Origin of the sequence: Legionella maioricensis (assembly GCF_023618015.1) — a bacterium.
Lineage (GTDB): Bacteria > Pseudomonadota > Gammaproteobacteria > Legionellales > Legionellaceae > Legionella > Legionella maioricensis.
The window spans coordinates 121,331-143,532 of the sequence record NZ_JAJKBJ010000002.1 but is presented as its reverse complement, the minus strand read 5'-3'; the positions used below and the strand labels follow the sequence as shown (position 1 = coordinate 143,532).

Below are 22,202 nucleotides of genomic sequence, written 5' to 3'. Positions count from 1 at the left end.
TGAGCGCTCCTTGAATTCATATTCTGGACTATAATAAATAGAATACCAAATAATGCATGATCTGGATGAAAAATGACCAAAAGACAATTAGAAATAGAGAATTTAAAAAAGAATAATCAAGAACAGCAAAATACACAAATGTTAATTAGTTTTACTGTACAGGAGCAAAGGGCGAGAGACTTGGAAAAAGAAAGCCAGATAAGTAGTTCCCAACAGCAGACTAATGAAGAGCCTGAAGCAGAAAAAAAAACAGATGATGCGATTGAATATATATTTTTGCCAAAGAAATCTCTTGAAGAAGAGGACGAGGAGGATAAGAAGAAGGCAACGGGTGGTCTTGAAACGACCTATGTAATTTCCCATCATATGAATGGTAAAGTGCTTGCTTACAGTATAGGCGTAGGTGATTGGTCAGATAATTTTCATGATATTTCTGACCTTGATATAAGTGATGAGGAATTTACAAACGACTTGCACTCAATTTTAAGAGGAGCGGCCTCCTCAGAAGATGGTGTACGAGCAGTAGAAAAAAAATATCCAGGGAGTAGAACCTACAAAGACTCAGAAGCCAAAGAACGTGCCGCAGAGTTTCTTCAAAAAATGAAAGACCGTAATGATATTGCAATCCCTAATTCACCAGCTCCCAGCCCTACAGCTGCACCAAAAACGGAGAATAGAGCCCCATTATCACCTCTACCGAATACACTACAGCCTAAAGAGTCTTCTTTGGGGATGTTCCATGACCCTCTAGAGGCTAACGAAAGTTTTAGTGAGCTCAGACCTTCCGCAACTGCCGAAGGCGAGGTGGAGCCTGGTTCACCGTCTCCCTTTCAAACTACACCCAAACCCTAAACATCCCAGAGAGTGAGACATAGGGGGATATTCGAGTTTAATCGTCATGCAGATACAAACGCTGGCATCACCATTAATAGTTCGATAATTAATAATGCAATCGTTAGTATACCCGCGGTATTTAATTGCCTCTTTTCACCAGCCATATCCATCTATAGCCTTTGTAGCCTGGGTTAGCCCAGGCTAATCCAGGATTTTGGTGTCAAGCAACAAAGCATTTCCCTGATTACGTTGACACGTTATATTACCCTAGATTCCTTAACTTAATGGCTGTGGGCGTATGCCGCTGGGTTGTCTACAAAGTCGATAAAATAATGAACTTAAAATGAGTCGCTTAGCACGTTATTTTATTTCATGGTTTTCTGTAGATGCGGACATGCCAAAACGAGCTAAAATATGCTGAATCATTCCTTTTGCAAGCTCTTCTTCACTCAGGAAAAAAGTTCCATCAATTTCTTGCTGTAATAAGTGGGCTTCTTCCTTATTGTGTGCTCGCACTGCGATTTCAATGTGAGGATTAAGCTCTCGTGCCCTGCTGATCATCTGTCTTAAATTAAAAATACTTGATGTGGCAATGACAAGCATACTGGCGCGAGTAATATGTGCCTGAATAAGGGCTGGTGCTTCCGAAGTATTACCAAAGATTGCAGCTATTTTGCGTTTTCTCAGGTGTTCAACCAGCTCTCGGTTCTGCTCCACAACTACATAGGGAATACCGTGATCATTCAATATCGCTCCTACCCGTTTACCAACCTGGCCGTAACCAATTAAAACAACTTGGCCTGATAAGTATTTTTCTTCAGTTGTTCTTGGGAATTCGGCCAATGGATCTTCAGAACGCTCGAGAGATTGAATCCAGGAAAACTTCGAACACATCCAGGATTGTAGCGGGTTTACCAATTTAAAAATAAACGGATTTATGGCTATAGAGATAAGTGCTGCGGCAAGAATTAATTCTTGGCCTTCAACGGGTAACAATTTCAGATACACTCCTTGACCTACCAGGATAAATGAAAACTCCCCAATTTGAGCTAAACTCGCTGAAACCGTGAGCGCTATGCTCAATGGATAACGAAAAGCGAGAACCAATGCTGCAGCTGCAATTGATTTTCCAATCACAATAATGCCGACCACGGCTAAAACATGTAACGGTTTTTCTATAAAAATGTAGGGATTGAATAACATACCTACTGAGACAAAAAATAATACGGCAAAGGCATCCCTAAAGGGCAATGATTCTTCTGCTGCGCGCCGACTAAATTTGGATTCTCTGATGATCATGCCGGCAAAAAATGCGCCCAGCGCTAATGATATACCAAATAATTTAGATGCTCCGAAAGCAATGCTGACTGCTGTAGCAATAACGCAGAGAGTAAAAAGTTCGCGAGAACCCGTGCGGGTAATATGCCATAATATCTTGGGTAGTATCCAGCGCCCCATTAAGAGCATTACTATAACAAATGATGAAATTTTGAAGAGGGTGATGCCCAATATTAACCACAAACTATGATGGTTGTACGCACCAGGCCCACCATTCCATGCCGCCAGGAATGGTAAAAAGACCAGCACAAGAATCATTGCGATGTCTTCAACAATCAACCAGCCTACAGCAATTTGTCCGTTTATAGATCCTAACAGGCCCTGGGACTCAAGCGCTCTAATTAATACTACGGTACTGGCAACGGATAGTGCCAAGCCAAACACCAAAGCATTACTTAAGCTCCAACCCCAAAAAAGGGCAATACAAGCACCAAGAACAGTAGCAATAACAATTTGGATTAATGCTCCTGGTAACGCAATTTTCCTTGTTTCAAGCAAGTTATCCAGGGAGAAATGCAGGCCCACCCCAAACATCAGCAACATCACTCCAATCTCGGTAAACTCAGCAGCAATTTCTGTGTTAGCTACAAATCCGGGAGTAAAAGGGCCGAGGATAATTCCTGCCAATAAATAACCAACCAGGGTGGGTAATTTGAGCTTTATCGCGATAAAGCCCATTACCAGAGCCAAACCCAATGTCGTTGCCATAGTTGTTATTAAAGGCAGACTCTGATGCATGAGTTAATTCCATATTCTTGAATATAAACTACATGTTCAAGTGTAAATATAAAGATCCTTTATCCCGTTTGCTCTTGAGATTTTATTCCAAGGCACTATAAGTAAAGCGCAAGAACTTATAAAAAACAAGAAAGCATGCTGCTAATGGTCTTTTTCATTTTTGGCTTAAAACGTTTTTCCACCCAGACCATAATAAATATTGGGCGTACTGGTTTCGCCCTGCTCTATTACCGCTTGTATTTCTTTTCGGGCTTGCTCCTTGAGCGGGTTATAATCCATATAATCCCATCTTGATTCACACCCTTGCCCTATACTTAGCGTATGTGCACTGGAAAAATTTGAATTGGCTATGACAGGGCCGTCTAAAACAAATTTTTTATCTTCAGAGCGTTTAGGCTTAGTTGCAATCTCACAAGAAACCTCCAGTGGTTGGTCCGCTTTTTCTCGAACACATTTGATTGCGCATATGATTGATTGTGGAGGAACTTTATAAGCGAGTGCTTCATAAGCATATAAAGACCACCCCGCATAGGCTCCAAGATTGTCTACCCCATGATCAAAAAATCTGCAAATATTCCCAGTTTGTGTGGCTTGAAAACTATGAAAATCCAGAATGATGTTTTCGAAATCACTGGGTGTATCTGATGTTCTGGATAGCCTTACTTCACCCTTGCCCTTACCTAAATATTCAATTTTAGTAGGCTCAGGTAGCGCAATAGCATAGATATAGGATGTTTCGGTGTTTAAGGGGAAAATGGGCGCACTTTCGAGTTTAGTCGTCATGCAGATACAAACACTGGCATCACCATCAATAGATTGGTAATTAATCCCGCAATCGTTGGTATATCCTCTGTATTTAATGGCCTCTTTCCACCATCCATCCCCATATCCATCTATTCGCGGGGAAAAACCGTCTTTAAAGATTTGCTCTGGGGGTCTTGTATCTGAACGATAATAAAGTCTTCCTTTCATGATAATCCCTTACATGATGATGAACCTCTTAAACTTTATAAAAAAAACATTAAGGAAATATTAAGAGAATAATAAATTAACGTCAGTTTCGGATAAGAAACACCTAAGGTCCCCTCTCACCGCGCGTAGCGTGTGAAGAGAGGGGGCTCTTAAGTGTTGCTTAGCCTGAACGGTTCATGAGTTGAACTTTAGACAGTTAAGCCTTTTCCATAGCGCGTTGCTTTAATTGACTAATGCACCATTCTTGTGATGAGTTAATACTGTTTTCAAGGCGCACCACCTTAATTTCATCCCTATTGCTCCAGTGCGCATCGCCACTGGCCGTGAGGGTATATTGAATAGTAAATTTCCAGATATTATCTTTTGTTTGTGGAGGAGTAATTTTGTAGCTTGATACCCACGGACTGGATACCCCGGTGACCCAATTTAATTCTATGAAATGATTAAGCGTTGTTTTTTGTAAGTCGGGGCACTGCAGCATGTATTGCACCGCTCCATTTCTGTTTTTCACCGCTTCTGCCCACGCTGTTGCAACTCCTTTGGGATTAGTTGGCGCTAATGCTTTTTCCAACATAAAAATTTGGCGGGGCATGAGCTCTTTTTCATTTATTGAGGCTGAATTTGTAGCAAACAAAAAATGGGAGGACAAAAATAAGCCCCCTAAAAGCAAATATTTTTTTATTATTGAGTCATTCAACATAGATTTTATCCTGGATTGTTAATTGTGGTCATTGTAGATGATACAACGAAGTTTTCATCTCGGCGACTTGGCTAATTAGGCAATTGATTTTAATTCACTGAGGGCAGAAATTGACTTATTGCATTGAATATATAAGTATTTTATGATGATGAAATTGTTGTCATCATGATAAATGGAATTTACTATGCTAAAAAAATCCTTGGTGCTGGCGCTATTAACCTGCAGTACTTTTTCTTTGGTTTATGCGGATTCTGCGTTACCTCCTGCCGAGAAATCCCTCCCGACAAGTTATATGCCAGTCGTCATTAATGAAACTTTTCAAACTATTCTGCAACGCATGAGTGCCGCGAAAGACGCGATTAATAAGAAGCAACAGGATCTGTTACAACAACGTTATGATTTGAGTAATAATCCTTCGCAAACAGCGACTATGTCTAACGGCAAACCTATTCAGGAAGGCGTCCGGGTCAAGTTACCTCAAGGGGTAACCTGGGAGCAGCTGGGAAGCATGAGCCCTGATGAAATCAAAACCAAAAAATTATTTCCCCAAGGCTTTTTACCCTTACCTCATCCTAATCATCCTGAGGGAGGCATGCTATTTCCCAAATTTGCAATTGATGAGATCAATAAGCAGGAAAACAGAGATTTAACTCGCTTTGATCTGGACTTTGATATTCCAGACCATTTTTTACCACCCTTTCCTGCTCCCATCTACTTAACAACCAGACCGGATCTTGGTGATGTGTCGCAAGGAAAATTAGTTACTATCGAGAATTACTATGAGTTGTTTAATGGGATATTGAATCCCAAGCAACTGGAAGGCCTAAGACTGCTGGTCACTCCTTTTCCTCAGCAACAATTTAACCAAACTGAGGACCGACGTACTGTAAAACCTAGTCGTGGAGTGGCCTGTTTGGATTGTCATGCCAACGGCCATACTAACAAAGCAACTCATCTGGTCGGTGATATTCGGCCACAAGAGTTTCGCCATAGGATCAATACCCCCACTTTACGTGGACTGAATATCCAGCGTTTATTTGGGTCTCAACGTGCTTTGAAAACAGTGGAGGATTTTACCGAATTTGAGCAAAGAGCCGCGTATTTTGATGGCGATCCGGTCATCGCTACTAAGAAAGGAGTCAATATTCTGGAGCGCGGCAGCCAAGTGCATTTCATGGCTGAATTCCAGGAAATTTTGGATTTTCCGCCGGCACCCAAGTTGAATTGGGAAGGAAAATTAGATCCAGCAAAGGCTACTCCAGCTGAACTTCGTGGCCAGGCTCTATTTTTTGGCAAAGCAAAATGTGCTAGCTGTCATACACCGCCTTATTACACAGATAACACTATGCATAACTTACAGACGGAAAAATTTTATGCACCGCAAATGATTAACGGCATGAAAGCTGTTGGCGATGGCCCAATCAAAACCTTCCCATTGCGCGGAATAAAAGATTCCCCCCCTTATTTGCATGATGGTCGTTTGTTAACCCTGGCGGATACCGTAGAGTTTTTCAACCTGGTGTTGCAATTACAGTTGACCAAAGAAGAAAAATCCGACTTAACTGAATTTATGAAAGCACTCTAATCTTGTCTATCAGTAGCCCGCAATAGAGTGCGGGCTACTCAAATAGTTAGGCGTGGCATGGTGCACTGTTAATCTGTAAATCTCGTTCTGCTATTACCACTGCATTTTCCAAGTCAGACTTCACTAGCGTGAAAAAAATTATTTCTATGACCTAGAGTAACTATTTTAATGACTGCGTTTGCAAGAGCTTTCAACAGATTAGTGAGATAGTCTCCCTAACCTAAAGCATTTTGTAATATGGGTTTAGCTGTATTGATTGCCTCTCTACAGGTGCTTTTAAATAGTTCGTCTGAGAATAGATCCCTGTCTTCCATATTATCTTTATAACGATCGCGTGCTGCTTGTAATGCAACTACTAAATTTGAAGCTACTCCATAAGCTGCGTATCATCTTGATGTTTTTGAATATATTTTTCCAGTAATGCTACTAAGGTGAATGTTGTGCCTGATATAGAGGTAACGAAAGGTATTGTTGGATGACTCCTTGAATAGCCTTGAGCGACACGGAGATCTAAATCTATCTTGCTTACTGTTCTTGTGTTCACTACTGGTAATTCGCATTAAGACTCTGTACATTCTAAAAACGGGACATTCAGTAGTTAAAGAATAAAAAGTCTATCTTCAAAGAAGATACTTCAGTTATTATTTAAAAATTAATGGTTTAAATATTAAAGAGAAATAGAAATGGGTCGACATGACATGTTACTAAATAAAAAGGGGAGAGCTATGAACAAGTTGGGGCTCGCTATAGCGTTTATGCTATTACAACACGTTGCTTTTGCCAGCCAAAGCTGGAATCAATGGCTTGCAGGAGTTAGAGAGGAAGCACTTCAACAGGGCATTCCACCCAGTTTATTTGATGAAGCCTTTGCTGGAATTCATGAGCCAAGTCGCCAAATTAAAGGGTTTATGCACTCTCAGCCCGAGCATCGATTAACTTTTTTAAAGTACCGGACTACGCGGGTTGATAATTACCGAATTGCCATTGGACGTAGAGAATATAAGAAGAATAAACAAGTACTGGAAGAAATCGGCCAACAATATGGAGTTAATCCTTGTTTTATTGTGTCTTTTTGGGGTATGGAAACAAGCTATGGGACTTATATGGGGAATTTCCCAGTAATAAAGGCCTTAGCTACTTTAGCCTATGATTCCAAACGTAAGGAATTCTTCCGTAAAGAATTGTTTATTGCCTTACGTATTCTTAAAGAAGGTCATGTTAGTCTGCAAGATTTCAAAGGGGAATGGGCCGGTGCTTCAGGCCAGCCGCAATTTTTACCTTCAAGTTGGGTGAAATATGCTGTGGATTATGACGGGGATGGTCATAAAGACATTTGGAAAAGTAAGCCAGATGTTTTTGCTTCTATAGCGAATTATATGAAGAAAAATGGTTGGCAAACTGGAGAGCCTTGGGCAATACAAGTAAAACTTCCAGCCAAATTTGATATGAAAATGGAAGGTAAAAATATTATAAAGCCTGTCAGTGAATGGGATGCATTAGGGGTGCGTACTGAAAGTGGTGAACCTTTGCCGTATCAGAACCTGCAAGCCAGCATAGTGAAACCCTTAGGAGGGCCTACATTTTTAGCTTTCCCTAATTATAAAATGATTTTGCGCTATAATAATTCTATCTATTATGCAGGTGCGATTGGCTACATGGCAGATAAAATTTGCCAGGCTAAGTAAGTCATAGCGTGGGGTTGGGCCAAGGCCCATAGCCGTTAAGAAACGTCATCCTGAGCGAAGCGAAGGATCTCCAAAATGTGGCTCAATGCCTATTTTAGGAGCTCCTTTGTCGCAAGCTTCTCGATGACGGGAAACCGCTTAAGATATAGGCAGGGCTAAATTCCTTAGCTTAACGTCTATGGGGCTAGGCCCAGGCTACGATAATTTATCATTGCATCCAATCTCAGCATCCGGTCTGATCCAAGATCTTTATAGGAGAAAAAAGTGAGCGATTATCTTGATAAAACAGCCAGCCTAACTCCTGCCACGAGAAGAGTGGTTTGTGATAAAGCCACCGAATATCCCCATACAGGCGCTTATAACACGGTGATGGCTCGAGGGACTTACTTATGTCGACGTTGTGGATTGGCTTTGTTTCGTGGCTCCAGCCAATTCAGTTCAGGGTGCGGATGGCCCAGTTTTGATGATGATATTGTCCATGCGGTAAAAAGAGAGCCCGATCCAGATGGTCAACGTACGGAGATACTTTGTGCTCGTTGTGACGCTCATTTAGGGCACGTATTTACTGGTGAGTCGTTTACCCATAAAAATTTGCGCCATTGTGTGAATTCTGCTTCACTTGATTTTGTGGTTGATAATGAGGTTTTGGATACGGAGGAAGCTATTGTCGCTGGAGGCTGCTTTTGGGGCGTAGAACATTTTTTACGCCAGATTCCTGGGGTAATCAGCGTGGAATCAGGATACACTGGAGGCCATACTTTAGATCCCGGTTATGATCAGGTTTGCAGCGGTAATACCGGTCATTACGAAGCAGTTCGGGTGATTTATGATCGGTCTAAAACGGATTATCACACGGTCTTAAAACGATTTTTTGAAATTCATGATCCCACCCAACGCACCGGACAAGGACCCGATTTAGGACAACAATACCAAAGTGCTGTGTTTTATTTTGATCAAGAGCAGAAGCAAGAGGCCGAGTCTTTAATGCAACAGCTCAGAAATAAAGGCTATCAGGTCGCCACTCGTTTACTTGAGGCTCAACCTTGGTGGCCTGCTGAAGAGTATCACCAAGAATATTATATAAAACATCGCAAGGCACCTTATTGTCATCAGCCGACCAATCGCTTTGAAGATTAAGGTTCTGCTCTGCCATACTCGATGGTTCCACTCCAACACCTAGATATTCCCAACGTCCCGTGGCTTGTCCACGGGATCCAGACTCTGAGTGTCTCTCCATATCAGATGTAACTCTTCGCGGTAACCCACGTTCTTAATAATAAAATGAGCGTGATCAATACCACGCCAAAAGCAAACCAATAATAACTGGTTAAACCCGCTGCAGGCAGCTCTTCGCGAAAAACATTCAATAAAACAGAGCCCGCCAAAAAAGCTACCATCAATGCGGCAATCAGAACATTAACTGGATCAAAAATAACCGAACACAACCAACCGGTTAATAAAGCGCTAATCAATAGGAAGCGGCCTACATGGTTGAATCGTGTCGGGTAGAAATGACAAAATTTTCTATCGGTCAATACAAAATGTAAGGCCATAGCCAAAGTAAACAGGATGGTTGCGGTGATGCTGGAGAGGGCTCTTAATGACATCGTATAGGTGATTAAGAAGTTGTAAACACAGAACATCACTAAATGTAAACCATAGACCAACCCATCGCTATGCCTCTCGTCACGATAACGTTCAGCCAATAAGTCAAAGCCATAATAAATGAGAAAGCCACATAAAGCGAAAATATAAATTAGCAACTCAGTAAAGGGGGTGAGCCATTGATTCTTCAATAAAAAGTCACCTATTGGTTTATTATATTCCACTAAATTAGGTAACATCTCCAAAAATACATAGGCAACAGCAACACCACCCGCAAAAGAGACAAATGCACGGCCATTTTCAGGAAGACGATTAGCAATCCACGGGCTTAAATAATGAAACATCACTAAAAAAAAGGTGGCGGCAAAGGCGATCCATAAATGAGGGGCATTGATCCATAACACGAAATAAACCTCCAAAAAATATTGGTTTCAAGTTCAGTATTTTCATAATCTTTTATAAAAACTGCCCTCAGTACACCATTATTAAAAGATGTTTTCAAATAAAACCAGGCGTAATGGCTTGTCACTATCAAGTTAAGAAATCAAGAGAACATTATTAGAGTCCATTTCACATTCACATGGTGTCGTGTAGGGGAGTAGATCTTGCTTGCGCGGGAAAGACAACTATTCATATACAATGAGTTAATTCTTAATGTAATGGCCTGGGTTTCAATCGAGTGTCTGACGAAGTTTTTTTAAATGACCTCTCTGGGTTTTGCTATCCAGTCTTTTTCTCACTGATGCTTTAGAGGGCTTGGTTTTCTTTCTTTTGACAGGAACAACACTTACTTTCTTAATGAGGGTAACGAGTCGCTGTAAAGCATCATCTCTATTCTTCTCCTGACTGCGATACCGTTGTGCTTTGATGATAATAATGCCGTCAGTAGAAATTCGGTAGTCGTTTAGTTGTAACAGCCTTAGTTTATATTCGGCAGGTAAGGTTGACTGTTCAATATTAAAGCGAAGATGAATCGCGGTAGAGACTTTATTTACATGTTGTCCACCGGCGCCTTGCGCTCGAATTGGGGTCAATTCAATCTCCGCTAGTGGAATGAATATATTATTGTTGATCTTTAACATGTAGACTCTTTTTGATTACCTCATAATTAATAATACAGTATTTTTCATTGGCTGGCGTGGGCTGCTCATTACCTCAACCGCGCTGTTTCATTTAAATATACTTTTTTTTAGGCTACCATCAACTATATTTAACTCTAGCATTATTAATAATATTGAAGGATAGAATGATGACTGAAACGATCGGGTATGCGGCTCCCAAAGCCGGAGCACCGCTACAACCTTTCACCTTTGAACGACGCAAGATTGGTGCACAGGATGTTGCTATTGATATTTTATTTTGCGGCATTTGCCACTCTGATTTACATCAAATCCACAATGATTGGGGTTTTGGACAATACCCTATGGTACCAGGGCATGAAATCATCGGCAAAGTGACTGCCGTAGGTGCCAAGGTTGACCGATTTGCGCCAGGTGATTTGGTTGGTGTGGGCTGTATGGTTGATTCCTGTGGCAAATGTTCTAGTTGTACCCTAAACGAAGAACAGTTTTGCGAATCAGGCATGACGCAAACCTATAATAGTGAAGATAAGATCTTAGGCGGTATGACTTATGGCGGTTTTTCTAAACATATAATAGTAACTCAGGATTTTGTATTAAAAATAGATAAACAATTAGATGCGTCTGCGGCGGCTCCCTTGCTGTGCGCCGGAATTACGACTTATTCACCGCTGAAACGGGCCAAAGTAGGTAAAGGAAGTAAAGTGGGCATTGTAGGTCTAGGTGGTCTTGGCCATATGGCCGTGAAACTGGCTCATGCTTTTGGGGCACATGTTACTGTTTTTACTACTTCAGCAAATAAAGTAAATGCCGCCAAACAATTAGGTGCTACAGACGTAGTACTCTCTACCGATGCAAAGGCAATGGACGCTCTGGCGAATCAATATGATTTTATTCTCGATACGGTCTCTGCCAAGCATGATTTAAATCCTTATTTAAATCTTCTAAAACATGACGGAACGATTACCCAGGTTGGCTTGCCTGCAGACCCAATGGAAATTCCAATGTTTCCAATAATCTTTAAACGCTTAAATGTAAATGGCTCTTTAATTGGCGGAATTAAAGAAACGCAAGAGATGTTGGATTTTTGCGCTAAACATAAGATTACTGCCGATATTGAGTTAATCAATATGGACGAGATCAATACCGCATTCCAACGCTTGCAAAAAGGGGATGTTAAATATCGCTTTGTTATTGATATGGCTTCCTTACGCTAGACTATAGGTATGTCAATTCCGTCGTTGCGAGCCTTGGCGAAGCAGAACGATGTTTCGTTAGAATTTTACAATTGCTTCACTTCGTTCGCAATGACGACTACTTGGGGCGCGATTAATGGCGTCAACTGAAGGATGTAGCCCGGGTGAAGGCGCAGCCGTAACCCGGGATCGAAACTTGATTGGTACTCTATCCCAGATTACGCTTCGCTCCATCCAGGCTACTGTGTTCTCTTAAGTTGACGCCATTCAACAGTTAAAGCACCCTATGGTAATACGTAGATAATCAAGGCTACCAAACCCGTAACCGCAATTAGTGGATGCAAGACCGCTACCCATTTGGGGATGGTGCCTCCCTTCATATCGATAATAAATAGAGTTAATCCGCCCAAGGCGCCAAGAATAAGCAAGGTCAAACCGACAGTCAGGGTAGGGGAGGCGACGTTCAAAATCATATAAATGATTACCAGTATTAATGCAGTTGCGGCAATAATTCCATGTAAATAGACGACCATTTTATGGCCGGGTCTGTCTTGCAAAACTGCAGTCAAAATGATTAAACCAAACAGTGCTGCAATAATAAATAAAATAATAGCCGCTATTAACATAAGACTTCCTTTTTCTTAGCCAATGGGTTGGTGCATGCATTTCTAAAATAGCCGTAAAATACGTTGTTTTATAATGCTATTCTTTAGCCTACCTCTTTTTTCCTGAGCCATCAATGTGAGTTCAATAAATCGACAATTTTCAAATTAATATTATCTTAAGAATAGTACTTTAGAATGACGTTGCCATCCTGCCAGTATCCGCAGGGAGTTGGTGCTATCTGAGCCGTAATTGTGCATTAATTATAAGCATGAAGTCAGTAGGAATACGGTTTATATTCACTTTTAAAAATGGAAGTAACTATGAAAAAATTAATTGCTACTTTATTCTCTTTATTTGTTTTTATTGGCGCTCAGGCTGCCTATTCCAATAATGATGTTCCCAATGAGTTTCAAGTTACGGAGCACTGGATCAGCTTAACCACAAGTTTTGATATTGAAACAAAAACTCATAAATTAGGCACTTTATATCGAAAATTTTTCAGCTTCTTATTAACATACGAGTTTTTTGATCCCTTTGATAATAAAATGGCTACTGCGCGTTCCAAGTTTTTCTCCTTTACGGCCCACTTTGACATCTATGACCGGGATGAACGTTTCTTAGGTTTTGCCGAAGAAAAAATATTTACTTTTTTCCCTACTTTCGATATTTATGGTAGCGACGCGTCAACCAAGTTGGCTAGAGCCGCAATGAATTTTTGGGGAACAACCTTTACCATCTATGATCCTGTAACAGATCAGGAAATGGCTAAAATGCACCGCTCCTTTTTCAGATTAAAAAATGACTGGAATATTACTATTACCAACAGAGCTTTATTTGAACGCAAAAACATTGATTTTAGAGTGTTGATGACGGTTCTTGCCTTCCAGGGCGATAGAGAAAATTGGGAAAAAGATCAAGACAACAATTCTAATAAAATCAGAACAAGCGCAGCAGATGCCACTTCGGTAGTCACTGATGATGAGCTCAATGGATTTAAGGAAAAAATTGCTGCAGCTGGGAAACACGCAGGATTAGACCATGTTCAAAAACCGGATCAACAAACCCTGGAACATATTGCCATTGAATTGGAAAGCAATTACAAAAATGTCCATACCCGCAATGAGGTAGAGCAAACAAGTCAAGAAAGACTGAGCAGTTTCATTGACTATTGTCTGAATTTAATAGAAGCAAATGATATGCCGGACACTAAGAAAAAAGCGATTCTCTTTTTGTTGAAGATGCGCTTGGAGGGAAGTGTTTAATTTCTTTAATTGTAGCCCGTATTAGCGGCGTAATACGGGTTTCCTAACACTTTCATGCCCTAATCTTTTAAGCCACGGCTAATGTTAAATTAACGTATGGTCCATTAACGCTAAAATTCCTGCTTCTTGCTTCAGTAGAGTTAATCGCCATGGTTCCTGTTGCAAATGAAGGGGTGATAAACACTGTTCCTGCCTGTACTAAAGTAGCCGGACTTACCTCTGCTATAGCATTATTATAGTAAGCCAGGCGATAACCTGCTTCTATGGTAAGACTATCAATATGTCGTCCAGAATAATTATAAAACAATCCTAACTTACCATCAAAACCGGTTACTACCTGGGTCACATCAGGGGTAGTTACTTCTTGATGGCTGGGCGATAATCCCAAAAATGTCAGGCGTGCTGAACTGGCGGTAAAATTATCCACCACACTAATACCGCCTGCAGTAAGCATTCCTGCTAGTTCTCCGACTACGCCAAAGCCGCGATAGACAACATATTGCACATTAAGGCCAAGATCAGGTCCCGCTCCTAAGTATTCTGACTTGTTTTGGGTTTCAAAAAAGAATTGAGGATCGGGAGGAAGGGCATAACTGTAGGGGGTGGCTGGAGCTCCGGCATAATCACTAAAGACAGTCGTTAAGGTTTGATTAATGCGTAATATATTAAGACCGCCAAACAGTCGGGCTCGCAGATTGGGACTGTATTCGAATAGTTTGCTGGCATTGATATCTATGCTATCAAAATCAAATTTTACCGTGCTATCAGCTCTTTTTATACCAAATACGGGTGGCCCCACTTCATAAGCAGGAGCAACAAATTCAACAGTAGAAAGATCGGTACTTTGAGATGCTTGTTTGAACGTTGAGTTACTTGTATCTAAATGAAGCCAATTAACATTAGCCTGATAGGGCGATGCTGAAAAATTGTAATTTAATCCTACTTCGAATGCAGGAGAGTATGCAGGATGGATTTCCTGATAATGCCAGCTTTGTGAATAAGGCTGATTTCCGGAAACAAAAACGGCATATTTCAGGTTATCACTGTTAGGCTGCAGATATAACAATCCACCATAAAGTTCAAGATTCTTTTTAGCGGGTTCATCTTTTAAAAGCTCAGCAAAAGTCGTCGTATAAACACAACTTAGAGTTAATCCGCAAAAAGCGCTAATCAGTTTAGTCAAGTTCATTAAAAAGTTCCTTAATATAATTTTCTTAAAGTTTGCTCCAGACGAAAATATCCATTTATCTTAATAACACGCCTGAGGGACTATCAAACGTGCCATGAGAGTCTTTGCATAATGATAGGGTGCCATTATTTTGATTAACAAAACATACAGATACACGGCCAGTGTCTGCTATGGGAACATAGGCTCGTGAGCCTAGATTGTTAAATGCAAGATTGCCAAATCCATCAAATCTCCCCCCTGTTATAGAGCACGAATGTAAGTTACTGGTGATGACATCGACTTTACAAACAGAAATGTTGTTACTGCCATTATTGGTAAGATAAGCAAACTGCCCAGAGGGATGTAAGGTAATTCCCTCCGGTTGACTAAAACCACCTACCCTGTTGTGGCAGCTTAGTAATCCAGTGGTTGCGTCAACGGGGCAAATCGACACATAATTGGCTAAGTCTGAGACGTAAGCGATAGTGCCTAAAGGATTAAGCGTCATATCAGATGGGATATGAAAGCCATTGCCTGTCGGGCCGCAGTTCCCCAGTGCTCCTGTAATACTGTCAACCTGGCAAAGAGAGACATTATCGGCACCTGCATTCGAAACATAAGCCAAAGTTCCTGCAGGATTAATAGCAATACCATCAGCACCATTAAATCCTGAACCTGTAATAGCACACCCGCTTAATGCCCCCGTACCGTTATTGACTTGGCATAGGACAACAGTAGAAACGGCCATATTTAATGCATTAATATTGGCCACATAAAAAACCGTGTTATTGGCATCCAGATTTAAAGTGGTAATTGCTTCCGGATTGGCAAATAAAGCACCGCTGGCAGTAATGATGCAGTTGGAGAACGTACCGTCTAGGGTGCTTACATCACAAAGAGAAATGCTGTTTTGATCCCAGTTGGTTATATAAGCGTGTTGAGCAGGTATTGCTGGTATTAGGGTAACAGACAACCTTTCATTCGCTTCGGGTTTTGAACAAAGAAAAGGATCGGGGGTATTATTGCCTGGTCCTTGAGTTTTACACACGGTGGGGCCATCTGTAATTCTTGGCGGGATTTGATTGCCATTGATTTGTAAGGTGAGAAGGCAGGAAGTTTTGGGATCCAAGGTAAAAGGACTTGGGCAAACCCCGGCTTCTCCGGTAATCTGATTGACGCCAGAAATGGGTTGCATGGTTAGCACCCGTTGTCTTGCCGTGTTGTTGGTGACTTTATATTGCACGATTTCCGAGCTGTTAACTGGCAGGAGCATGGTTGTCGGTGAAGCAGGTTCAATGTCAAAGACCGGCAACATTGCAGCATTTAAAAAGGTTGCTGTTAGCAATGTAATAGTTCCTGCGCTCCAGGTACAAAGAGATTTGATTCTTTTATTCATTGAGGCTTTCCTTAAACCGTATAACTTAATGAAAACTGCAATTGATGCGTATAAATGTGGTCTAAAGTCAGGCCTTGACCCATGGTTTGCCCTGGAGCAGGAGCCAGATTATTTTTTCCCCAGTCCGCAAACTCGTAGCCGACTCCAGCGTGCCAGTGCTCCGATAGTGCTTTTTGTATTCCTGCGCCGGCCGTATAGGTAAAACCGGACTCCGTATGAGATAAAAAGGCCGGAGTAGGCACTGCTGCAGAGTTCTTAGGTGTAATAATGAAAGCACGGGCTTGATTCGACCCAATACCAATGCTGCCACTGATATAAGGCAATACGATATGGCCGGTATTCATCAGCAGTTTTCCTTTTAGCGCAATATGACTGTGTTGGATGTGGTATCTATAGGTATAATTATCGAAAACAGGATCGGCATCATCCCAAATATCACCGGAAAGTCGGGCATTACTCGCTGCCGCCAATTCCACTCCTAGTTGTCCTTGAATCCGAGTATTGAGTGCTCTTTGAATGCCCAAAAATAATGCGCCTTCAGCTAATGCGGGCAAACTGTTATCGGCAGTGTAGGTTTTCTCTACGTCCGGTTGTAAAAAAAACGTTTGGGTTTCACCACCTTCTGTCCACACAGGACCAGCACTTAAGGTAATGACGTAAGCAGATAAATGCTCATTGTCTTTTAAAAGGGTATGGTGATTGTTATGTTGATTTCCAGCAAGGACTGTTTGTACATCTAAACCTGAACATAATATCAGAATGAGACTAGAGAGCTTCTTGCCCATATTGCGGTACATAGCACTTCCTTATGACTTTGGCTTTTAGAAACCCGCCAATCATACAAGGCAATAGAAGCATAAAGCAATAAGAAAATATTGATCGTAGGGACTACGACATAACCCTGTATGAGTTAAAAAATATTGGCTAGCTGGTATTGACAAACAAATGTTCAGTTTGTTAATTTATAGAGATTAAATTAAAACTAAATCTTTTTTGCTCATGATAAATAAACGCAACCATCAAATAAGCAACTTTTTGCCTGTAGGTTCTTCTACAAGCAGGTTGTTTTGCTGCAATCATTTATCAGCTCAAACTATTCGCTCAATTATTATTATCTTGCCCCCCTTACCCTAGAGCGGTCAGCTGTTTTTGATTACCCGTACCTCTCTAGGGAGAGAGGTTTATCGCGGGCATTGAAAAATCTGATTTTCCTTGCCATTAGAATGTGCAATTTTTCTGATGAGGTGGTGTATGGTGGTGCCAAAAAACAAGTATTTTCCCTATGTGATGTGGGCTTTCCCTTTATTATTTTTTACCTATCAATTTATTTTGCGTCTGTGGCCTGGCTTGATGATGCAACAAATGATGATGCAGTTTTCTATTAGCAGCAGCCAGTTTGGTTTAATTGCTGCATTTTATTATTATGGCTATTCCAGTATGCAGATTCCGGTAGCAATGCTCCTGGATCGTTTTGGAGCAAAATACATCGTTTTTGCTTTTGCCCTAATTTGTGGTGTTGCAACGTTGTTGTTTACTTATTCCACTAATTGGTACTTAGCATGTTTCAGCCGATTTTTGGTAGGAGCTGGATCGGCTGTAGGTTTTTTGGGCGTATCAAAAGTGGTCTCGGAATGGTTTTCTGCCCAGCAATACACCAAAATGATAGGGCTTTCTTTCACCGTCGGTTTGATCGGAGCCATATTTGGCGGCAAGCCCATTAGCTTATTCATTGAGCGTTATGACTGGCAGCAGGTTGCATTAACCCTGGCTTTGGTTTCTATGTTGATTGGCTATGGAGCATATTTTTTTCTGCGTTCTAACCAAAATAGAAAGAACGGTGACTCAAGCACTGAGTCATTTAAAATAGCTCATTTTAAAGTATTGCTTTCTTCTCCAGCAATATGGCTGTTGGCATTGGCCAATCTTCTAATGGTTGGATCTTTAGAAGGGTTTAGCGATGTCTGGGGGATTCCTTATTTGATGAAAGCCTATTCCATCAGTAAAGGGAATGCTGCTCAACTTATCTCTTTTGTTTTTTTTGGTATGCTTTGCGGCGGGCCCTTACTCGCTTTTTGTAGTAAGAAGCTGGGCAATTATGCCGTGATTGCTTTATGTGGATTTGGTATGGCTATTGCATTCGCCGCACTACTTTTGTGCAAAAACTACCATTGGTGGTATCTCGCCTTTTTGTTTTTTAGTATTGGGGTCATGTGTTGCTACCAGGTAATTATTTTTGCTGCTGGCGCTAATCTTGTGAAAGCACATTACTTGGGGGTTACAATTGCTTTTCTTAATTGCATCAATATGCTTGGTGGTTCGTTTTTTCATACTGCTATAGGACGGCTTATTGATGTGTTTTGGACGGGAGCTCTCAATGATAGCGGCGTAAAACAGTATAGTCTGATCGCTTATCAATCAGCCCTGATTTTGATTCCAGCCTGTGCCTGTTTGGGGGCTCTAATGGTTTGTTTTCTTGGGATAACCATGAAGCAAAGAAACAAAGTATTGATTGCCGCTTTTAAAACAGCATGATTTTCATGCCTGAGGCATACGGGCTCATGGCCATTAACTAGTCTTGGTAGCGCTGCGTAATCCAGTATTCACGGAACAATATCTTTCCTGGATTACGCAGCGCTAATCCAGGTTACACGTGACACTTTATATTAGCCATTACCAAAAGACTTAATCCTCAGTTGGGGAAAGATTTGCTTTATATTTTTTATCCCCTTGCTCTGCTTTATATTGATTTTCTTTTAATTGATGTTCATTGAGTTGTTGTTGCCAGAATGATGTGGCCTGTTCTTTAAGTTGATTGATTTTGCGCATCAATAAACCAAGATGAGTTGCGAGCATGGGCAATTTCGATGGTCCAAAGACAATTAAAGCCACAATAAATATTAGTAAGAGTTCACCACTACTCATGATGGTTTCTGATTATCCTTTGTAGAGTCATTTACCTGCTCATCGTTCATGGCGCGGCGGAAGTTTTTTATCGCCTCACCCAGATCAGTACCTAACGTTTTTAATTTGGAAGTACCAAAAAGAGCGATAATGATGGCTAATATGAGTAATAAAGATAATGGACTGATACCACTTAATCCCATGTTAACTCCTTTCTTTACGGTTAATGAGAGCAAAAAAACCTGCTAATACCGCCCCGGTTAACGCTATGGGGGTGAGGTTTTTGTAGTTTATCAGATGGAAGTAATTGATGAGGCCAATGGATATCAGAGAGGCAAATACCCCTATCGCGATACCCTTCCATTGGAACATCTGAGTGTTATTATTGGGACGAGAGAGAAGTACTTCTTGATTTAATATTAATTGTTCCTTTTTCAGCTCCAGGACGTCAAAGACCAGTTTGGGCAAATGGGGCAGTTGTTCGGCTATAAAAGGTAAATTTAGCTTTAATTGATGTAAAAAAGCTTTTGGTCCAATTTGTTGACGCACCCATTTTTCCAGAAAGGGTTTAGCTGTTGCCCATAAATCCAATTCAGGATAAAGCTGCCGGCCTAAACCTTCAATAGCGAGCAAGGTTTTTTGTAATAAAATCAATTGAGGTTGGACTATCATATGGAATCGCCGCGCTACTTGGAAGAGGCGTAGTACAACCTGGGCAAAGGAAATATCTTTTAAGGGTTTTTCAAATATGGGTTCACACACCGTACGAATGGCGCTCTCAAACTCTTCAACCCGCGTGTTTCGTGCTACCCAGCCACTTTCAACATGAAGCTGAGCCACACGTCGATAGTCACGGTTAAAAAAGGCCAGGAGATTTTCTGCCAGATAACGTTTGTCACTGTCATTTAATGTTCCAATAATACCAAAATCGATACAAATATATTGCGGCTCTTGAGGATGTTTATAAGATACAAATATATTGCCTGGATGCATATCGGCATGAAAAAAACAATCGCGAAAAACTTGAGTAAAAAAGATTTCAACGCCGCGCTCTGCCAGTTTTTTTATATTAATGCCGTGTGCCTGCAACTGACTTACATCAGAGACTGGTATTCCATGAATGCGCTCCATGACCATTATATTTTTACGCGCGTAATCCCAGTATATTTCGGGAATATACAATAAAGGGGAGTGATTAAAGTTACGGCGTAATTGCGCTGCATTGGCGGCTTCTCTTAATAAATCAAGCTCATCCAGTAAGGTGTGTTCAAACTCAGCTACTATTTCTTTAGGTTTTAAACGCTTTCCTTCTGGCCAATACTTGTCTGCCAATTTTGCAATGGTGTACATGATGCTTAAGTCTTGCTCAATAATTCGACGCATATGGGGTCTGAGTATTTTAACTACAACATCCTCACCTGTTTTTAATGTTGCTGCATGAACTTGAGCCATGGAAGCGGAGGCCAAGGCAATGGGATCAAATTGAGCAAAGATATCATAGGGGGATTGCCCATAAGCTTTCTCAATAAGAGCCATAGCTATCTCACTGGGAAAGGGGGGAACTTTATCCTGCAGTTTGCTTAATTCTACGGCTATGTCTTCTGGTAATATATCGGGTCTGGTTGAGAGAGCCTGGCCGAACTTAATAAATATAGGGCCCAACTCTTCTAAAGATTTACGCAGCGCTTCCCCGCGAGTTAATGGTACCTTGCGAAACCAGTTCCACGGATTTAAATAGACTATAAAGCGTATAGGGGCAAATACCCTTAATGACACGACCACATTATCCAACCCATTTCTGGCCAGGACATAGTTAATATGGATGAGGCGTAATAGTTTTCTAATTGATTTCATGAGCGCTCATTAGTTGATTAACATGAGCTTGCAATCGCCCAACGCTTAATGATAAATCATCTATCTCGTTAAAAAAATCATTTAGCTCATTTCGTGATGGAAAAATACGCAATTCTTCTTGAAGATACTCTGCAATATTCTGGGGGACGGCTTCGATAAATTGCGTCTTTAGCTCTTTTCCTCTGCTGACTAGCGAACCCAATTGATGAACAACGTCCTCAGCCGAAAGCTGGCCACTAAGTTCATTCCATAAGTTTTTAACGTGTCGCCCTAATTCTTCGGTTTTCAGGGTTATTAGTTCAGCTGGCGCTTCGGATTCTGGAGGAGATGCTTCATTAACCTGTTCAATAATCACCCCGCTTTTTTTGTTGATCATGGGCGATACTTTACTTTTTAATTTATTAAGTTCTTGCGCTATAGTTTCAGGATGAATCTCTTGGTGGTTCGAAAATATTTTGCCCATCTCACTGAAGAGCGGTTTAAAATCTTTTAAAGACAGTAGTGACGCATCATTGGATGTCACTGCTCTCTTGCGAAACCAATTCCGTGGATTGATGGCATTTAAAAAACGTAAAGGTGAGAATACTTTTAGCAACAAGACCACACTATTGAGTCCATACTTTGCCAGAATAAAGTTAATCCGAATGAAGCGTACTAATCGTTTAATCAGTTTCATGATCGCTCAGCAGTTGATTAACATGAGCCTGCAATCGCTCAACATTTAATGATAACTCATCTACATCGTTATAAAAATCGTCCAACTCATTGCGTGATGGAAAAACGCGTAACTCCTCCTGGAGATATTCAGTAACATTTTGACGCATGTTCTGGCTAAATTGTTTTTTAAATTCCATCCCTTTACGTACCAGAGACCCAATTTGATGCGCCACTACATCACCAGTAAAATGAGCTAAGTGTCCCTCCCAATCGATATCCATTTCATCAAATAATTTTTTAACGTTTTGCCCTAATTCGATGTCACCTGACATGCGCACTTTATCATTGAATAAGGAGCGTGCTTTAGAGGCTGGTAATAAACTAAGTCTTATCAAGCCTATAGGATTACTATGGATAATGGTATCGGGATGCTCCTCGTAGCGATCGAGTAAGAGCATTTCACCTTCTTTAAACTGGATAAAAAAATTGACATTTAAAGGGGTAATGATCATTTCAAGCACTTTGCCATCAAGTGCTTGTAACTTATTGGGCATCTGCTCATCCAGGCTCATGGCCTGGTTAATCGCTTTTTGTAGTGCTTTTAAAGAATATTTTTTTAACATAGT

Annotated in this window: 21 protein-coding genes; 7 read left to right on the top strand and 14 right to left on the bottom strand. The window is 41.0% G+C overall.

Annotated features, from left to right (window positions below):
* Positions 1–72: 72 nt before the first annotated feature.
* Positions 73–852, top strand: a complete 780-nt coding sequence (locus LOX96_RS02920; RefSeq protein WP_250420460.1) for a hypothetical protein — start codon at positions 73–75, stop codon at positions 850–852.
* 342 nt (positions 853–1,194) lie between these two features.
* On the opposite strand, the gene LOX96_RS02915 is transcribed toward LOX96_RS02920, so the two are convergent.
* From LOX96_RS02915 to LOX96_RS02905, 3 genes are all read right to left on the bottom strand, one after another.
* Positions 1,195–2,910, bottom strand: a complete 1,716-nt coding sequence (locus tag LOX96_RS02915; RefSeq protein WP_250420457.1) for a cation:proton antiporter — start codon at positions 2,908–2,910, stop codon at positions 1,195–1,197.
* A gap of 165 nt (positions 2,911–3,075) precedes the next feature.
* Entirely contained in the window at positions 3,076–3,882 is an 807-nt protein-coding gene (locus LOX96_RS02910) for a hypothetical protein (protein WP_250420454.1), read from the bottom strand.
* Positions 3,883–4,078: 196 nt separating this feature from the next.
* The gene (locus LOX96_RS02905; protein ID WP_250420451.1) at positions 4,079–4,474 is read right to left on the bottom strand and encodes a hypothetical protein; all 396 of its coding nucleotides are present in this window, start codon (positions 4,472–4,474) and stop codon (positions 4,079–4,081) included.
* Positions 4,475–4,766: 292 nt separating this feature from the next.
* Here LOX96_RS02905 and LOX96_RS02900 point away from each other — a divergent pair, with 292 nt between their 5' ends.
* The 3 genes from LOX96_RS02900 (at position 4,767) to LOX96_RS02890 (ending at position 8,989) form a co-directional block, all read left to right on the top strand.
* Complete coding sequence (locus tag LOX96_RS02900) at positions 4,767–6,167, top strand: cytochrome B6 (RefSeq protein WP_250420448.1); 1,401 nt, start codon at positions 4,767–4,769, stop codon at positions 6,165–6,167.
* A 725-nt stretch (positions 6,168–6,892) separates the two neighbouring features.
* On the top strand, positions 6,893–7,852 hold the full coding sequence (locus tag LOX96_RS02895) for a lytic murein transglycosylase (protein ID WP_250420445.1): 960 nt from the start codon (positions 6,893–6,895) through the stop codon (positions 7,850–7,852).
* Positions 7,853–8,116: 264 nt separating this feature from the next.
* On the top strand, positions 8,117–8,989 hold the full coding sequence (locus LOX96_RS02890; protein ID WP_250420442.1) for a bifunctional methionine sulfoxide reductase B/A protein: 873 nt from the start codon (positions 8,117–8,119) through the stop codon (positions 8,987–8,989).
* Positions 8,990–9,090: 101 nt separating this feature from the next.
* On the opposite strand, the gene LOX96_RS02885 is transcribed toward LOX96_RS02890, so the two are convergent.
* Positions 9,091–9,861 carry a hypothetical protein gene (locus LOX96_RS02885; RefSeq protein WP_250420439.1) on the bottom strand — a complete coding sequence of 257 codons (771 nt, stop codon included), beginning with the start codon at positions 9,859–9,861 and terminating at the stop codon, positions 9,091–9,093.
* A gap of 267 nt (positions 9,862–10,128) precedes the next feature.
* Complete coding sequence (gene arfB, locus LOX96_RS02880; protein WP_250420437.1) at positions 10,129–10,539, bottom strand: alternative ribosome rescue aminoacyl-tRNA hydrolase ArfB; 411 nt, start codon at positions 10,537–10,539, stop codon at positions 10,129–10,131.
* Positions 10,540–10,706: 167 nt separating this feature from the next.
* Between arfB and LOX96_RS02875 the strand changes: the two genes are divergently transcribed.
* On the top strand, positions 10,707–11,753 hold the full coding sequence (locus tag LOX96_RS02875; protein WP_348645821.1) for an NAD(P)-dependent alcohol dehydrogenase: 1,047 nt from the start codon (positions 10,707–10,709) through the stop codon (positions 11,751–11,753).
* Positions 11,754–12,016: 263 nt separating this feature from the next.
* Here the strand turns inward: LOX96_RS02875 and LOX96_RS02870 are convergent, their stop codons facing one another.
* On the bottom strand, positions 12,017–12,358 hold the full coding sequence (locus LOX96_RS02870) for a hypothetical protein (protein ID WP_250420433.1): 342 nt from the start codon (positions 12,356–12,358) through the stop codon (positions 12,017–12,019).
* 300 nt (positions 12,359–12,658) lie between these two features.
* Between LOX96_RS02870 and LOX96_RS02865 the strand changes: the two genes are divergently transcribed.
* Positions 12,659–13,600, top strand: a complete 942-nt coding sequence (locus LOX96_RS02865; protein ID WP_250420430.1) for an LURP-one-related family protein — start codon at positions 12,659–12,661, stop codon at positions 13,598–13,600.
* A gap of 67 nt (positions 13,601–13,667) precedes the next feature.
* Here the strand turns inward: LOX96_RS02865 and LOX96_RS02860 are convergent, their stop codons facing one another.
* The 3 genes from LOX96_RS02860 to LOX96_RS02850 are packed head-to-tail and all read right to left on the bottom strand — an operon-like array spanning position 13,668 to position 16,961.
* Positions 13,668–14,789 (bottom strand): Lpg1974 family pore-forming outer membrane protein, encoded by a 1,122-nt coding sequence (locus LOX96_RS02860; RefSeq protein WP_250420427.1) that lies wholly within the window; start codon positions 14,787–14,789, stop codon positions 13,668–13,670.
* Positions 14,790–14,844: 55 nt separating this feature from the next.
* Positions 14,845–16,164 (bottom strand): lactonase family protein, encoded by a 1,320-nt coding sequence (locus LOX96_RS02855; protein WP_250420424.1) that lies wholly within the window; start codon positions 16,162–16,164, stop codon positions 14,845–14,847.
* Between the two features lie 11 nt (positions 16,165–16,175).
* Positions 16,176–16,961 carry an outer membrane protein gene (locus tag LOX96_RS02850; protein WP_250420421.1) on the bottom strand — a complete coding sequence of 262 codons (786 nt, stop codon included), beginning with the start codon at positions 16,959–16,961 and terminating at the stop codon, positions 16,176–16,178.
* 454 nt (positions 16,962–17,415) lie between these two features.
* On the opposite strand from LOX96_RS02850, the gene LOX96_RS02845 reads away from it, so the two are divergent.
* The gene (locus LOX96_RS02845) at positions 17,416–18,696 is read left to right on the top strand and encodes an MFS transporter (RefSeq protein ID WP_431606625.1); all 1,281 of its coding nucleotides are present in this window, start codon (positions 17,416–17,418) and stop codon (positions 18,694–18,696) included.
* Positions 18,697–18,846: 150 nt separating this feature from the next.
* Here LOX96_RS02845 and LOX96_RS02840 read toward each other — a convergent pair whose 3' ends face one another.
* From LOX96_RS02840 to LOX96_RS02820, 5 genes are read right to left on the bottom strand one after another with little or no spacing between them, the layout of a single operon-like run.
* Positions 18,847–19,086 carry a Sec-independent protein translocase subunit TatA/TatB gene (locus tag LOX96_RS02840; protein WP_250420415.1) on the bottom strand — a complete coding sequence of 80 codons (240 nt, stop codon included), beginning with the start codon at positions 19,084–19,086 and terminating at the stop codon, positions 18,847–18,849.
* Positions 19,083–19,268: a twin-arginine translocase TatA/TatE family subunit gene (gene tatA / locus LOX96_RS02835; RefSeq protein WP_250420412.1), complete on the bottom strand. Its 186-nt coding sequence runs from the start codon at positions 19,266–19,268 to the stop codon at positions 19,083–19,085. Before tatA ends, LOX96_RS02840 begins: the two co-directional genes overlap by 4 nt.
* A gap of 1 nt (position 19,269) precedes the next feature.
* A complete protein-coding gene (gene ubiB / locus LOX96_RS02830; RefSeq protein ID WP_250420409.1) occupies positions 19,270–20,919 on the bottom strand; it encodes a ubiquinone biosynthesis regulatory protein kinase UbiB in 1,650 nt (549 codons plus the stop codon).
* A complete protein-coding gene (locus tag LOX96_RS02825) occupies positions 20,906–21,595 on the bottom strand; it encodes a hypothetical protein (protein ID WP_250420406.1) in 690 nt (229 codons plus the stop codon). Before LOX96_RS02825 ends, ubiB begins: the two co-directional genes overlap by 14 nt.
* Positions 21,582–22,199 carry a ubiquinone biosynthesis accessory factor UbiJ gene (locus LOX96_RS02820; protein WP_250420403.1) on the bottom strand — a complete coding sequence of 206 codons (618 nt, stop codon included), beginning with the start codon at positions 22,197–22,199 and terminating at the stop codon, positions 21,582–21,584. The genes LOX96_RS02825 and LOX96_RS02820 overlap by 14 nt, the downstream gene beginning before the upstream one ends.
* Positions 22,200–22,202 lie beyond the last annotated feature (3 nt).